Genomic DNA, 14,191 nt, shown 5'->3' with positions numbered 1-14,191 from the left:
CGGCGGGTCAGATTGTGACCCTTGGAGAGTGGCCTGAACGAATTCGGCTACCGAGGCGAGCACTCGCTCGTTTACAGACCTTCATGCGCAGACTTGTTTGGTTGGTGTCGAGCATCAGCCTGCGACGCGGCAGGCTCGGTGTCGGACAATCTTACGCCATTGCGGCGGCCGGTCCGGGCCACGCGGAGCTGCGCGTCGGCTCATCTAACACCATCCACTGCAGGTGCTTCTGCGCTGCTGGGGAGGCTGAAAAATAAATAAATAATATCAAATAGATAAAAGAATTTAGCAGTGTTCTTTTGCTAGGAATGGTTTTTGCGGCAAGGGGCCGACACGTCGGTTGCGTCTATTTCGCGCTGTCGGCTTGTGACCTGCAAAGCGTTCTAGGAGATTTCATGCAGTTCAATCATCTCGCTGCAACAACGGCGGCCATCGCCGCCCTTGGGCTGAGCGTCTCGGCTTCGGCTTCTGTGATCAATTTCGACCAGCACGGTGCGGCGGCGCCGGCCGGTTCGGTCAGCTATGACGGCAACGGCGGCCCGCTCGTTGGCTCCGGCATTTCGTTTGACGAGATCAATAGCGACGCGGCGAACAGCCCGAATACCCTCACCTGCAACAGCTGCACCATCAGCATTACCAGCGGAGCGAATACATCCGAAGGCCCGAGCGAGTGGGATTTCGGCGCCAACACCGATCCCTACGCCCTGACGCTGTCCGGTACGGCAATGACCAAAGACAGCAACAAGGTCATCGCATCGGGCGCGCTGTTCCATGGCTCGATCAGCAGCGCGACGGTGTTGAATTCCCCGTCGGCGTCCCGCCTGACCAGTATCGTGGTAGGTGAGGACGACATTAACTCCGGTCTGGCCAATTACTACGGTCTCGATTCGTCGGCCGGCTTCAACTTCACGAACACCGATATTGCGCTCGGCAACGCCACGTTCGGCGACAACGGCAGCTTTGACAGTGGTCAGCTGCAGAACGCCGATGTGACCGTTGAGCATTCGGTGCCGGAACCCTCCCAATTCGGCATGTTCGGCGTCGGGTTGGCGCTGGTCCTGGCCGGGCTTGGTTTCCGCCGGAAGCAGAGCGGCAGCGCGGCCTGATAGCGGCTCGCCGAGCCCGGTTTCATAACCCGGCTCCGGCGTTCCCGGAATAGAAACGGCCTCGCCCCTGGGCCGTTTTTTTGTCGCAGGTCTGGCGGCGTATAGCTGCGATTCAATCAGCGGTCGGCTTGAATCGCCAGATCTGACGCCGGCGGGGGCTGCCGAGAGGATCGGCCACGGCCGACACCTCGCGTGCGATCATCGCCCGCGTCGCGCTCCGAACACAGGTCGGCCGGACGCGGCAGGGCGTGAAATGAGCGGGAGTTCAAATCTGGTGAGCTACCTCCACCACGGTGGTAAACAGATGGTACGGGCCTGCTGAGTCGGAATTTCTTACACGCCGGGGTGTTCCTGTTTGTGCGTTTTCGGCGACGCCGAATTTTTTCATCGATAAATCAGGGCGCTATAAAGAAAACGGCGTCGCTGGGCGAACTGGCGCGGAAATTGCTCAGTTATCCACGGGTGGCGTGCAACCTGTCTTGCGAGACAGGGCCATAATAAAAACAATAGCTCCCTGCAGCCGGGTTCTCGATCCGGCTCTCCGAAGTATCGGAGCTCGCGGCCTCGCGTTGGCGGGGCCGTTTTTTTGCGCGGCGGGCATGGTGCCGAGGAGCGGGCTATGAATCTGGACATCGACAGCATCGACGGCGCTTGCCATTGCGGCGGCTTGCGCTTCCATGTGCGACTGTCCGATGGCCTGCACTCGGCCAGACGGTGCAATTGCTCGTACTGTCGGATGCGCGGCGCGGTCGCGGTGTCGGCTGCCCTTACGGACATCGCCATCCTCGAAGGCGCCGATTTGCTGAGCTATTACCAGTTTGGCACGCGTACCGCCAAGCATTACTTCTGTTCGCGCTGCGGGATTTATACTCATCATCAACGCCGTTCGAACCCGGAGCAGTACGGCGTGAACGTTGCCTGCCTTGAGGGGCTGAGCCCGTTCGATTTCGCCGAGGTGCCGGTGGCGAACGGTATCGAGCATCCACGCGATCACGACGATCGCAAGCGGGCACCGTTGGCGGGTGTTCTGCGTTACGAGGCGATCGACTAGTCGGACTGGGCCAGGATCACGCTCGAAGCCTTGAACAGGGCAGTGGCCGTATCGCCTTCTGATAGCCCCAGGGCGTCGCCCGATTCGCGCGTGACCACGGCCGCCAGCCTCGCGCCGCCGGGCAGACGCAACGTGATCTCGGCAGCGACCTCGTCGGAGGTAATCGATTCGACCGTGCCGACCAGGCGGTTACGCGTCGACAGCCCGCTGGATGACAGGTCGCCCGCGGCCAGAATCAACCAGCTGGCTTTGATCAGCGCGGTGAGGGTGACGCCCGGCTCGACGCCGAGGTTGTCGGCGCTGGTCTGAGTGATAACCGCCGCCAGTGGATCACCGCCGGCCAGTTCGAGGTCCACTTCGACGTTGACCGTGCCGCGTTTGACGGCGGTGACACGGCCCAGCAGCTGGTTGCGTGCGCTGGTCTGCATGGCAAGACGCTCCATCAGATTGAGATCGTCACCGGCGAGATGCGCCAGGCGCCGATTGAGTTGCGCGAGAAAGCGTTGCTGCTCGGCCTCGGCCGCGCGATAGGTGGCGACCAGCCGCTGGCCGCGCTCGGTGAGCCGGGTGCCGCCGCCGCCCGCGCCGCCCGTGGTGCGCTCGACCAGCGGCGTATCGGCGAGATTGTTGGCCGCGTTGACCGCATCCCAGGCGCCCTTGTAACTCAGGCCCACGGCCTTGGCCGCGGCCGTGATCGAGCCGGTTTGCCCGATGGCCTCGAGCAACGCGATGCGACGGGCCCCGATGCCACCCTGGCGCGGGCCGAGATGCAGTTGCCCCTCAAGGTGCGAGACGTCGGATGTCATGGGTTGCTCTCGCTGCATCCACGGCGGTGGAATGAGTGGCGTCCCCGACAGGAGTCGAACCTGTGACCTGCCGCTTAGGAGGCGGCTGCTCTATCCTGCTGAGCTACGGGGACGCGCCGAGCGCGTAGATTAACGCAGGGGACGCTGGAAGACGAAGCCGAATGGCCGCGCGTCCGGGCCAAGCCGCGCCGCAGCGCGGTTGCCGCGGCTTGCCTTGCGGCTACGACGACCAGTCCGGCAGCCGGAACTGCGCGGGGCAGTTGTGCTGCGCGATTGGCGCTTTCATCAGCCCGGCGTCCTGCGGGAATGCGGCCAGATGTGTGCGCGGAATGGTGAACCAGAGCTGGCTCAGATAACGCGAATCGTGGGGCCCGCTGCAGCGCAGTTGCAGGGCCGCGGTCTTGTTCGTATGGAACGTGCGATCGAATTGCGCCAGCACGTCGGCCCGGGCGACGCGTTGCCCGGCGTGCTCGCGCAGCCAGTCGCCCAGCGGGCTGCCGGCGATGCGCTGGCGCAGGTCGAGCGCGGTGGCGAAGAAGCGCTGGGTGTCGAAATCGAAGCACTGGACATGCTTGTCGTATTCATGCGTCAGCAGGCTGGGATCGAGTTGCGGCATCACGCGTTCGAGATTGCGCCGGGTCGGGCCGTCGAGATCCGGCGTGGCGTTACTGTGATGATAGAAATCGCAGCCGCGTGACCACCATTGCTGCGCCGCCACACCGCGCGAGATGAGATCCTGCGGCCGCGACGCCCACAGCCCGTGCAAGCCGATCCGAATATCGTGGTTCTGGTCGGCATCGCACTGGCCTTCCGCACAGAACCCGGGCTGCCAGGTCAGGGCCAGGGTGTAGTGGCCGAAATCCCCGTGTTTTTTCGGTGCCAGCAGTGAATCGGCCTGGGCCGTGGCGGCGCCTGCGATGGCGATCAGGACAATGGCGAGGGCAATACGAATACGCATGGTCGGCTTCGGCTTGGTTTGTCTGCAGGATGATTCGAACGAGTGGGAGTGCACGCGGGCCGCCGGGCGCGGATTACGCGCATCCCGCTTAGTGCGTACGCGGTGGATTGTAATGGCCGCCGGGTTCGATCGTATGGACGTACGGGCCGTTCCAGTCACGCTCGAAGATAGCGTTGAGCGTGTGCGCCGCGGGCCCGTCGTGCATGAACAGCGAGGCATTGACGCTGGCATCGAAATAGCTGCGCGTCCAGTTGCCGGTGCCGACATACACGGCGTCGTCGTCGGCGACCGCGTACTTGCAGTGTTCGACCCGGGCGTAGGGAATGAACCCGCGCGGCGCGATCGGCACGTGGCTGTATTTGACCGTAATGTTCGGCAACACGGCCAGGCTCTTGAGGTAGCTCTGCATCGGTTCGCGCAGAGCCCAGTCGGCGACCACGATCTGCACGGCCACGCCGCGGGCGGCCGCATCGCGTAGCGCGCTGTCCAGCGCCGGCCAGTAACCGGGCGGCCCGTATTCGTTGATCGCCGAGAGCTTCATCACCTGGATGCGGATACGGCGTCTCGCCGAGTGGATGAGCCGGACCAGCGCCGATTGCTCGGTGGTGATCCAGCCGGGCATGAGCGCGGGCGGCGAGAACGCTTCGAACGCGGTGCCAGTGATCCGGCCATTGTCGTCTGCCACCACGACCGGCGCCTCACGTGTGACCGGATCGAATGCCGGCGGTTGGGCCGCGCGCTTGCGGGCGGCCGGCAGATCGCCGTTGGCGGCCAGCCGCCAGTCAAAATCGAAGGTGGCATCCAGCGTGCGGGCCATGCGCGGGCTGTCGATACGGACGCCGAGCTCGTGGATCTGGTCCATGGCGCGCCAATCCCAGTTGGCGCTGCCGATGAAGGCATCGTGGCCGTCGACCACGAAATATTTGGCGTGCAGCACGCCGCCGGTGAGCTTGTTCACGGGCAGGCGGCGGATGGTGACGTTGGCGAGCTTCGCCAGTGGCGCGAGGCTCTGGTCGGTTTCGTCGGCGAAGGTCGGGCCGGTGAGGATGCGCACGTTCACGCCGGCCTTGGCGCGTGCGGCGATGGCGTCCAATACGGGCGCGAGCGCTTCGCCCGGCTTGTTGGCCACATAGAACGCCGCGATATCGATGCGCGTGCGGGCCGCGTCGATCATCCGACGCCAGACCTCTGGCGTGCGCGGTACGCCGGGCTCGCCGTACATGCTGTGTGTCGGCACGCTTTCGACAATTTGGATATGCGCCGGCGTTGTGCCGCCGGCGGCGTGGGCGTGTTCGGGCGTGGAGGCCGTCGCCGGGGCGAGGAAACCGGCAGCGAGCAGGGCAATGACGACGCGCATGAGGCAGCAATCAGTTCGCGGCATGGGGCGCCGGGGCCTGTTTTCGGGGCGCGGTGTTCGCTGCGGGCTTTGCCGGCGGTTGCCAAGCATGCAGCGTCGCCTTGGTCCAGTTGCCGTAGCTGGCATTGGGCAACACGATGAAACGATTGCCGAAGGCATGGCGCATACGCATGACGGCCGCCCGCTGGCTCGCAAGCGAGGTGCCGGCGAACTCGGCATCGAAGTCGTGCAGCGTATCGCCGACGAGCAGCAGGATGTCGTAATGCTGCGCGATCGCATCGCGGCGCTGTTTCTTCGATGGGCCCTTGAGCTGTACCGACTGGGTCGAGACCTGTGGCAGACCGTCGCGTTTCAGATTGGCGATGGTCGCGGCCTCTTGTTTCGCCGATCGATTGGAGACATAGAAAATCGCTACCCCGCGTGCATCCGCGTGGCGCAGGAATGCCCGCGCGCCGGGAATCAGTGGCGCCTCGGCGGCGTCCACCCATTGATCCCAGTGCTTCGGAAACGAGAACCCGTCGAGCACGCTGGCGGCCTCGTAGGGCGAGTTGTCGAGCACCGTTTCGTCGAGATCCAGCACCACCGCTGGCTGGCGCGAACCGTGATGATCGGCCAGCAATTGATCGAGGCGGCGTGTCGCCACGTTGTAGGCCTGGAGTTGCAGCGCACGCACTTCGGCGCTCGCCTGCTGGTAGCGATCACCCATTAGATGCGGGTTGTGTGCGGCCGGTCCGGGCCCGGCGCTGTCATCGGCATAGGCCGATGGCACGGCGGCGGCGATGACCAGAACGGCGGTCGCGAGCCAAGTCGGGTATGGCGTCATCGGAGCTTGCTCGAGCTGGGTTGTGGGCTGGGGCACGGCGGCGGCTGGCGCGAGCGATGCGGCTACCGTAGCCGCGATTAAACCGGATGGCGATGACGCGCGTATGTCAAAGCAATAGGCAAGCGCAAGGGCGCCCGGCCGATCGGCCGTTTTGATCATGATCAACGCCGGCCGGCGGCGAGACGCCGACACTCTTTTCATACCCTTGCCGGAGCGTGTGACATGACCCTGTTGTTCCGAAACCGGCGCGATGCGGGGCGGCGTCTGGCGCGCGAGCTGGACGGCCACGCTGATCATTCAGATGTCCTCGTGCTGGCGCTGCCGCGAGGCGGCGTGCCCGTGGCCTTCGAGGTAGCCCGTGCGCTGGGGGCCGAACTCGATGTACTGGTCGTGCGCAAGTTGGGCGTGCCGGGCCACCCGGAAACGGCCATGGGCGCGATTGCGGCCAATGGGCGCCAGATCCTGGATCGTGAGCTCATCCGCCATCTGCGGCTGGACAGCGCGGCGATCGAGAGGGTGATCGCGGCCGAGCGCCAGGAGTTGGCACGTCGAGAACGGCTTTACCGCGAAGGGCGCGAGCCGCTGCGCGTTGCCGGCCGCCGGGTGATTGTGATCGACGACGGGCTGGCCACGGGCGCGAGCATGGCCGCCGCGCTGCAGATGGTGCGTGAGATGGGCCCGGCACGGCTGATCGCGGCCGTGCCGGTGGCCTCACCGGAAGGCATGGGCCGACTCGGCGATCTGGCCGACGAGGTCGTCTGCCTGGCGGCACCCGAGGATTTTCGTGCCGTAGGGCTGCACTATCGTGAGTTCGATCAGACCTCGGACGATGAAGTCCGTCGCCTACTGTCCGAGGCGCGAGCCTGTCATGCGTCGGCCACGACGGGCACGCGTCTACATACGCCGCTCACGGCCACCCGTGCCGCGGCCGTGCGGCTTTCGGGCTCGGCCAGCGACTACGATCTGCTGATATCACAGGTGGGCGATCGCGATCTCGTGCTCATCGGCGAAGCCAGCCACGGCACGCGCGAGTTCTATCGCATGCGGGCCGAAATGACCCGGCGGCTGATCATGGAATGCGGCTTCGACGCGGTTGCGGTCGAGGCCGACTGGCCGGATGCGTATAGCCTGAACCGCAACGTACGCGGCATGGACGACCGGGACACGCTCACTGCGTTCGATTCGTTCGAGCGCTTCCCCGAATGGATGTGGCGTAACCGCGAGGTGTACGAGTTCATTATCTGGCTCAAGAGCCGCAACGCGGTACGACCGATGGACGCGGGCGTGGGCTTCTACGGCCTCGATTTGTACAGCCTGTATCGTTCGGCCGACGCCGTAATCGATTATCTCGAGGCCACCGATCCCGAGCAGGCGATGATTGCGCGGCGACGCTATGCCTGCCTGGATCATGTGCGCGACCCGCAGCAATACGGCCTGGAGGCGGTGCGCAACCTGCGGCCGTCGTGTCGTGAGGCGGTCACGCGCCAACTCATCGAAATGCGTCAGCGCGACGGTACGGCGCTCGCCGGCAATCTGGCGATGGCGAACGACGATGAACGTTTCCACGCCGAGCGCAACGCGACCGTGGTGCGCAACGCCGAGATGTACTATCGCGCGATGTTCGGTTCGCGCGTGAGCAGTTGGAATCTGCGCGACGATCACATGGCCGATACGCTGTTCGCGCTGCAGGCGCATTTGCGATCGCAGGGCCGGCGCGGACGGATCGTGGTCTGGGCCCACAATTCGCATCTGGGCGACGCCCGGGCGACGTCGATGGGGCGGGCCGGGGAATGGAATCTGGGCCAGCGGGTGCGTGAACGGGTCGGGCCGGAGAATGCGCTATTGGTGGGGTTCACGACTTATACCGGCTACGTCTCGGCGGCACACGACTGGGGCGAGCACGTCGAGCGGATGCGTGTGCGCCCGGCGCTGGAAGACAGCATCGAGCATTTGTTCTACTGCACGCGCCTGGACCGCTTCTGCATACCGCTGACCGGCCCCGCGGCCCCCGATTTGCAGGCGCCGATGCTCGAGCGCGCGATCGGCGTGATCTACCGTCCCGAGACCGAGCGCGCCAGCCATTATTTCGATGCCTCGTTATCGCGCCAGTTCGATCTGGTGTTTCATCTCGACGAGACCGAAGCCGTAGAGCCGCTATATGAAGCGGTCTACTGGTACGACGACGCCGACGAACGCGAGCTGCCGGAAACCTATCCATTCGGTGTTTGAGCGGGTTTCGGTCTTACATTCCCTGCGCCCGTTCGACCGCCTGCTGGCAGGCGTAACAGCGCTTGGCGCTGGGATAGGCCTCCAGGCGCGCGAGCGCAATGGGTTCGCCGCAGTCCACGCATTGGCCGTAGCTGCCGTCGTCCATGCGCGCCAACGCGGCGTCGATGTCGTGGATCTCGGCGGCATCGCGCTCGATATCGGCAAGATCCAGCTCGCGCACCATGCGCACGAACGCCGTGTCCTCCATGTCGAGCACTTCGCCGGCACTGAACTCGTGCGATTCGTGCACGGAGTGCTCCAGCGCGTGGGCGACCTGGGCGCGTAATTGGACCAGGCGGTCGCGCATGTCGGATTGCAGGCGATCGAGTTGTTCCGGGGCCAGGGGTTGGGTCATGGTCGCTTACCAGATTGAGGCCGCGGTCGATCGCAGCCGGGTACCGGTTGATGAGCCCAATGTAGGCACGACACGCCGAAGGGTTTTGACCACGGTCAACAATGCCCCGCGTGGCGCTCGCACACTGGGAAGTGTGAAAGTTCCCGTGCTCCGGAGGCCTGTCGATGCGTACGATCTGGGTGGTAGCGGCCGACCGGGCCCGAGCCCGAATTTTCGAATGCCGGGGTGCCAGCGGTATAGCTCGGGAAATTACGGATCTGGTGCATCCGCAGTCGCGTCGCGCCGCCCACGTGGCGGGGTCTGATGCGCCCGGTCGGAGCTACGACCGCTTCGGCGGTGGCCGCCATGCGATGGCGCCGCGCCGTAACAAAACCGTGGGCGATATCCGTGTCTTCGCCGACGAGATTGCCTCGTATCTTGCCCGGGCTTGTCAGCAGCGCCGCTTCGATCGTCTCTACCTGCTGGTCGAGCCGCGTGTGCTCGGCGCATTGCGCCAGGCGCTGGATATGCCCACACGACGCCGGATCGTGGCCCAGTACCCCCTGGACGTGGCCGGCATGCCGGCCGCCGCCATTCGGGCCCACTTGCCGCAGTATCTGTAGCCCGGCCGCTAAACGCTGTTCAAGGCCTGGCGGCGCCACCCAGCGCGCCGCGCATGAGCCACAAGCCGGGCAGCATCGGCAGCCAGAGGGTCAGTACCCGCAGTATGAGAGTGGCCGTCAGCGCAGCGGCCAGCGGGATGCCCTGATGCGCCAGTGTCGCCGTGCAGGCGGCCTCGAACGTGCCCAGCCCAAGCGGCACGAAACCGATCGTCGCCACCATCGAGGTCACCATGAAGGCGGCCAGAGCCGATGTGGCGCCGGTGTCGGCGCCGATGGCATGCAGACACGCCCAGAGCGTGCCGGCATCGCAGACCAGAATCAGAAGCTGCAGCCCGCCGAGCCGTGCGATCAATCCTGCCCGCCAGATGTCCGCGGGTGCTGCGGCCAGCGCATCGATGAGCAGCTCGACCATCGGCAGGCGCTGTACGAGTGCTGCCGGTGGTAGCCGATCGAGCCAGCGCAGAGACGCCGCCAGGGCGACGATCGCACTCACGAACACCAGAAAGAGCGCGGCCGAAACCACTATCCAGTGCGACAGTCGATGCTGAAGCGCGAGCACGGTCAGGGCCACCGCGGCCATGAGCACATAAGCGGCATAGCCCGAGATAAGACTGGCGAGCAACGCCCCCAGGCAATGCGCGCTGTCGATGCCGCGGCGGCCGAGCGCGGCCACGAAGAACGCCGCCCCGCTGACACCGCCGCTGGGCACCGCCTGTTCGGCGAACAACTTGGCCACGCTCAGCGGCAGCAGGGCACGCCGGGCGACGACCTCGCCCTGCGCCTGCAGCGCGTCATGCCAAACGAGAGCGGTTAGCGCATAGGTGGTGGCCTGTAGCCCGAGCGCCAGCGCCATCCAGCCCGGTTTGGCCTGTTGCATGAGCCGGGCGGTGCGTTCGAGATCGGCCAGATGCAGCACGAGCATCACGGTGCCCAGCAGCAGCACGACGCCGATCAGCCAGCCTCCCAAGCGACGCCAGCCTCCCAAGCGACGCCAGCCTCGGAGCGGGCGGGCGAACTGATGTTCAGTGCCGCGCACGGGTCAATCGAAGCGACGAAAAAAACGTCGCTTGGTGGCCTCGGACACCAGCACATAGCTGGCGCTGATGCCGAGCAGCGCGGCCAACAAGTGGGGCGGCGGGCCGACAAAACTGAATGCCGTCGCCACTGGCGGGATATAAGGCAGGACGAGGGTGAGCGCGAATACGGCGATACAGCTGGCCAGCAGAAAACGGCCGGGTCGGCTGCGATAGAACGGGCGGCGCGTGCGCACGATCAGCAGGATCGAGACCTGCGTGAGCAGCGATTCGACGAACCAGCCGGTCCGGAACAGGCTCGGCGCGGCATGATACAGCCACAACAGCAGCCCGAACGTCATCAGATCGAAGGCGCTGCTGACCAGGCCGAAGGTGATCATGAAATAACGAATCATCGACAGATTCCATCGATGCGGGCGATCGCCCCATTCGGCATCGATACTGTCGCCAGCGATGCCCAGCGCCGGCACGCTCGATAACAGATTGTTCAAAAGGATCTGAGTGGCCAGCATCGGCAGAAACGGCAGCAATAGCGAAGCCAGCGCCAGGCTCATCATGTTGCCGAGATTGGCGCTGGTGGTGATGAAGATGTACTTGATGGTATTGGCGAATGTTCGTCGTCCCTCGTCGATGCCGGCTCGCAGTACCGCCAGGTCGTGGGTCAGCAACACGAAATCCGCCGACTCGCGGGCGACGTCGGCTGCGCCGTCCACCGACAGGCCGACATCGGCGGCATGCAGTGCGGGCGCGTCGTTGATGCCGTCGCCGAGATAACCCACGACGTGGCCGGTGCGCTGCAGCGCACGGATGATCCGTTCTTTCTGATTCGGCTCGATCTCGGCGAAGACCGTGGTATCGACGGCACGCTGCCACAGCGCTTCGTCGCGCATGTCGACGAGCTCGGCACCGGTTAGCACCTGTGTGGTGGCTAGCCCGACGGCGGCCGCGATATGACGACAGATGAGTTCGTTGTCGCCGGAGATGATCTTGATCGCGACGCCTGCGGTCGCGAGTGCGGCCAGCGTCTCGCCGGCATCGGCTCGCGGCGGATCGCGGAACAGCAGAAAACCGGCGAAGATCAGCGCCTGCTCGTCGTCGCGATCGTAGCGTGGCCGGGTGTCGACGCCGCCCAGGGCCAGGCCGAGCACGCGATAGCCCTGGGCGCTCCAGGTTGCGAACCGGGCCTCGATGTCGGCGCGAGCCGGGGCGTCCAGTACGAAGTTATCGACGAGATCGCCGTAGCGGCTGCAGACTTCGAGCACGGAACGCAGCGCGCCCTTGGTGATCAGGCAGGGCTGAGGCTGGTCTGGAAACCGCACGACTACGGTAAGGCGCTTGCGCAGGAAATCGTAGGGGATTTCATCCAGCTTGACGGTGCGGTCGGTCGACAGCCCGGCGGCTTCGCCCGCGGCCACGAGTGCTTCGTCCAGCGGATTGCCGAGTCCGGTCTGGAATGCGGCGTTGGCGAACGCGGCAGCCAGAACCGCCGGCGAGCGCACACCCCGGGCGTCCGGCGTGTCCTCGAGCGTCATGCGGGCTTCGGTGAGGGTGCCGGTCTTGTCGGTACACAGCACATCCATGCTGCCCAGGTTCTCGATCGCATCGAGACGGCGCACGATCACGCCGCGACGCGCCATATTCTGGGCGCCGCGGGCCAGCGTGAGCGTTAGGATGGCGGGCAACAACTCCGGCGACAGCCCGACGGCCAGGGCCATGGCGAACAGCAGGGTATCGACGGTCGGCCGGCCCAGCAGCAGATTCACGCTGAGGACCACAAGCACGACCAGCAGCATCATCCGCATCAGCAACAACCCGAAGCGGCGCAGGCCACGTTCGAACTCGGTTTCTTCGTCCGGCCCCGCCAGGCGGTCGGCGATCCGCCCATAGGCAGTCGTTCGGCCGGTATAGACGACCACCGCCGTCGCCGTGCCGCTGCGAATCGATGTGCCCATGAAAAGACAGTTGTGGCGGTGTGCCAGCGTTGCTCCTGGGGCACTCGCGCCAACGGTTTTTTCTACCGGAAACGTTTCCCCGGTCAGCACGGCCTGGGCGGCGAACACATCGCGTGCCTCGAGCAATACGGCATCGGCCGGAATCAGGCTGCCGGCGGCCAGCCGCACGACATCGCCCGGTACCAGTTCGCTTGCCGGGCAACGGGTCTTCAACCCGTCGCGAAGCACATCGCAGCGAATGGCGACGCTCGCACGCAGGCGTTCGATAGCACGCGACGCGTGAAACTCCTGCAGGAAGCTGAGCCCGCCGCTGGCGGTCATGATCAGTAGGATGATCACGGCGTCCGTCCAGTCGTGCACCACGAGCGCGATGGCCGAGGCGAAGACGAGGATCAGGATGAGCGGGCTGCGCAGTTGTCGGACCAGCGGTCGCCAGGCGGCGTAGCGGTCTCCCGCTTTGAGCGTATTCGGGCCGAAGCGTGCCAGCCGGGCCCGGGCTTCGGTCTGGCTCAGCCCAGCCGAGGAACTCTCGAGTCGAGCCAGCAGCTCATCCCGGGTCCAGGCCCAGTACGCCTCCGTGGATTCGGTCGACATGCTTTCGGCAGCGCAAGAGGGCCCCGATAAGCCAGACTGCCGGCATTGTTGCCGTCATGTATTGACCGGAGTCAATGTCGTAATACCCGCTCGACCGTATCGAAGTTATCGGCCGAGCGTGGTATTGAGCACGGCGGCCAGCCGGACGCCGCCGCGCTCGAGCTGGCGGCGTACGACCGGCCACGCCTGCTGCTGATAAGTTTCGGACCAGTGGCGTCGCGGCGGGGCGGGTAGGTCGCCGTAGGCCACGCGCCGGGCCAATCGGTGGGCCTGGTTCGCCCAGCGGATGGCGGCGGCATTGAGGTGCCGGCTGTTGATACCGCGCGTCCATTGTTCGCGCTCGCGCGGGGTAATCTGCCGGTCGAGTCGGATAGCGGCGGCACGCGTTGGGCCGTAGTCGATGGAATAGTCCGATCGCACGTGCAAATCCAAGGCGTGATCGACGATGCCGCTGTCCCAGATGCGGTGCAGATTGGTTCGATGGCCGAAGTAGCTGAGCCGTACGTCGTTGCCGCCCTTGTCGTCGTGGTCCTCGGCGTGCATGGGCTGTTGGACATCGCCGACGAAATGCACGAGAAATTTGAGTGCCTCGATGCGCTGGCGCTGCGATGCCGAGCGATCACCCAGGATATGAGCGAAATACGGGATACGCGCGACCACGCAGTGGTCGTGTGGGCAGTCGCGGCTCGCCTTGTAGCCCGCCGCATCGAGCGGAATATCGACGTAGTGCCAGCGGCCGGTGCGCGGGCGGTCGTGCCGGATAGCGTCCGGCCACGAGGCGATTTCGTCCAGGCGATGATGCCCCTCCGCTGCCAGCAGGCTGGAGACTTCGGCGCGCACGGCGGGCTGCAGATGCGCGGCGGCGATATCCGCGATCAGAGCATGGCCCTGTGGGCCCCAGGCCTGGGCGGCGAATGACAGACCGAGCCCGGCGGCTAGGCATAGCACCCGAGCAAGACGATGGCGGAAACGACGGCGCATAACGAGCAGCGATCCGAGGATGGCGGCCGATTTGTAGCACGCCTGGGGGGAAGATACAGCCGTCGTTGACCCGGCCTTCGCCTTGACGCGGCGATACGTCGAGGCCCGGTATCGGCCCGCGCTACCGCGGGTGGCACCGCGGATCGACGGGGGCCGCGCCCCCGCCGTGCCTGCCCCGATACCAGCCCTTCGCGAACATCCACCGCGCCGTATCTGGATAAAGCTCTATTCAAATAGGGTTTAAGCGCTTGGGTATCCATCGAACGCCTTGAGCGCATGGCTCGCCTTGGTTTGAGACGGCGAT

At 65.3% G+C, this 14,191-nt stretch carries 12 protein-coding genes and 1 tRNA gene; 4 read left to right on the top strand and 9 right to left on the bottom strand.

The genetic code is table 11. The features are described from left to right. Window positions 1–395: 395 nt before the first annotated feature. Both C41B8_RS03090 and C41B8_RS03085 read left to right on the top strand, forming a co-directional pair. On the top strand, window positions 396–1,106 hold the full coding sequence (locus tag C41B8_RS03090) for a PEP-CTERM sorting domain-containing protein (RefSeq protein ID WP_037333691.1): 711 nt from the start codon (window positions 396–398) through the stop codon (window positions 1,104–1,106). A gap of 619 nt (window positions 1,107–1,725) precedes the next feature. Continuing rightward, complete coding sequence (locus tag C41B8_RS03085) at window positions 1,726–2,157, top strand: GFA family protein (protein WP_037333688.1); 432 nt, start codon at window positions 1,726–1,728, stop codon at window positions 2,155–2,157. Here C41B8_RS03085 and C41B8_RS03080 read toward each other — a convergent pair. From C41B8_RS03080 to C41B8_RS03060, 5 genes are all read right to left on the bottom strand, one after another. Next, window positions 2,154–2,963 carry a TOBE domain-containing protein gene (locus C41B8_RS03080; protein ID WP_037333685.1) on the bottom strand — a complete coding sequence of 270 codons (810 nt, stop codon included), beginning with the start codon at window positions 2,961–2,963 and terminating at the stop codon, window positions 2,154–2,156. The two genes, C41B8_RS03085 and C41B8_RS03080, sit on opposite strands and share 4 nt — an antisense overlap. Window positions 2,964–2,999: 36 nt before the next feature. Beyond that, window positions 3,000–3,076: transfer RNA gene (locus C41B8_RS03075), tRNA-Arg, on the bottom strand. A gap of 107 nt (window positions 3,077–3,183) precedes the next feature. Further along, entirely contained in the window at window positions 3,184–3,921 is a 738-nt protein-coding gene (locus C41B8_RS03070) for a ribonuclease T2 family protein (protein WP_037333682.1), read from the bottom strand. An 88-nt stretch (window positions 3,922–4,009) separates the two neighbouring features. Next, window positions 4,010–5,278 carry a phospholipase D-like domain-containing protein gene (locus tag C41B8_RS03065; RefSeq protein ID WP_084188415.1) on the bottom strand — a complete coding sequence of 423 codons (1,269 nt, stop codon included), beginning with the start codon at window positions 5,276–5,278 and terminating at the stop codon, window positions 4,010–4,012. A 10-nt stretch (window positions 5,279–5,288) separates the two neighbouring features. After that, window positions 5,289–6,101 (bottom strand): 5'-nucleotidase, lipoprotein e(P4) family, encoded by an 813-nt coding sequence (locus C41B8_RS03060; RefSeq protein WP_051882887.1) that lies wholly within the window; start codon window positions 6,099–6,101, stop codon window positions 5,289–5,291. 222 nt (window positions 6,102–6,323) lie between these two features. Between C41B8_RS03060 and C41B8_RS03055 the strand changes: the two genes are divergently transcribed. Then, on the top strand, window positions 6,324–8,330 hold the full coding sequence (locus C41B8_RS03055) for an erythromycin esterase family protein (protein WP_084188414.1): 2,007 nt from the start codon (window positions 6,324–6,326) through the stop codon (window positions 8,328–8,330). Between the two features lie 13 nt (window positions 8,331–8,343). On the opposite strand, the gene C41B8_RS03050 is transcribed toward C41B8_RS03055, so the two are convergent. Beyond that, window positions 8,344–8,724, bottom strand: coding sequence for a TraR/DksA family transcriptional regulator (locus tag C41B8_RS03050; protein WP_037333678.1), 381 nt, complete (start codon window positions 8,722–8,724; stop codon window positions 8,344–8,346). Between the two features lie 164 nt (window positions 8,725–8,888). Between C41B8_RS03050 and C41B8_RS19320 the strand changes: the two genes are divergently transcribed. Continuing rightward, window positions 8,889–9,326 carry a host attachment protein gene (locus C41B8_RS19320; protein WP_051882885.1) on the top strand — a complete coding sequence of 146 codons (438 nt, stop codon included), beginning with the start codon at window positions 8,889–8,891 and terminating at the stop codon, window positions 9,324–9,326. A gap of 19 nt (window positions 9,327–9,345) precedes the next feature. Here C41B8_RS19320 and C41B8_RS03040 read toward each other — a convergent pair whose 3' ends face one another. The 3 genes from C41B8_RS03040 to C41B8_RS03030 all read right to left on the bottom strand — a co-directional run bounded on the left by C41B8_RS03040 (window position 9,346) and on the right by C41B8_RS03030 (window position 13,887). Then, the gene (locus C41B8_RS03040) at window positions 9,346–10,362 is read right to left on the bottom strand and encodes a lysylphosphatidylglycerol synthase transmembrane domain-containing protein (protein ID WP_051882883.1); all 1,017 of its coding nucleotides are present in this window, start codon (window positions 10,360–10,362) and stop codon (window positions 9,346–9,348) included. 3 nt (window positions 10,363–10,365) lie between these two features. Then, window positions 10,366–12,906 (bottom strand): magnesium-translocating P-type ATPase, encoded by a 2,541-nt coding sequence (gene mgtA / locus C41B8_RS03035; protein WP_051882881.1) that lies wholly within the window; start codon window positions 12,904–12,906, stop codon window positions 10,366–10,368. A 105-nt stretch (window positions 12,907–13,011) separates the two neighbouring features. Continuing rightward, window positions 13,012–13,887, bottom strand: coding sequence for a S1/P1 nuclease (locus C41B8_RS03030; protein WP_051882879.1), 876 nt, complete (start codon window positions 13,885–13,887; stop codon window positions 13,012–13,014). Window positions 13,888–14,191 lie beyond the last annotated feature (304 nt).

Source organism: Salinisphaera hydrothermalis C41B8 (assembly GCF_000732535.1).
Taxonomy (GTDB): Bacteria; Pseudomonadota; Gammaproteobacteria; order Nevskiales; family Salinisphaeraceae; genus Salinisphaera; species Salinisphaera hydrothermalis.
This window is presented reverse-complemented; position numbering and strand designations above follow the sequence as displayed.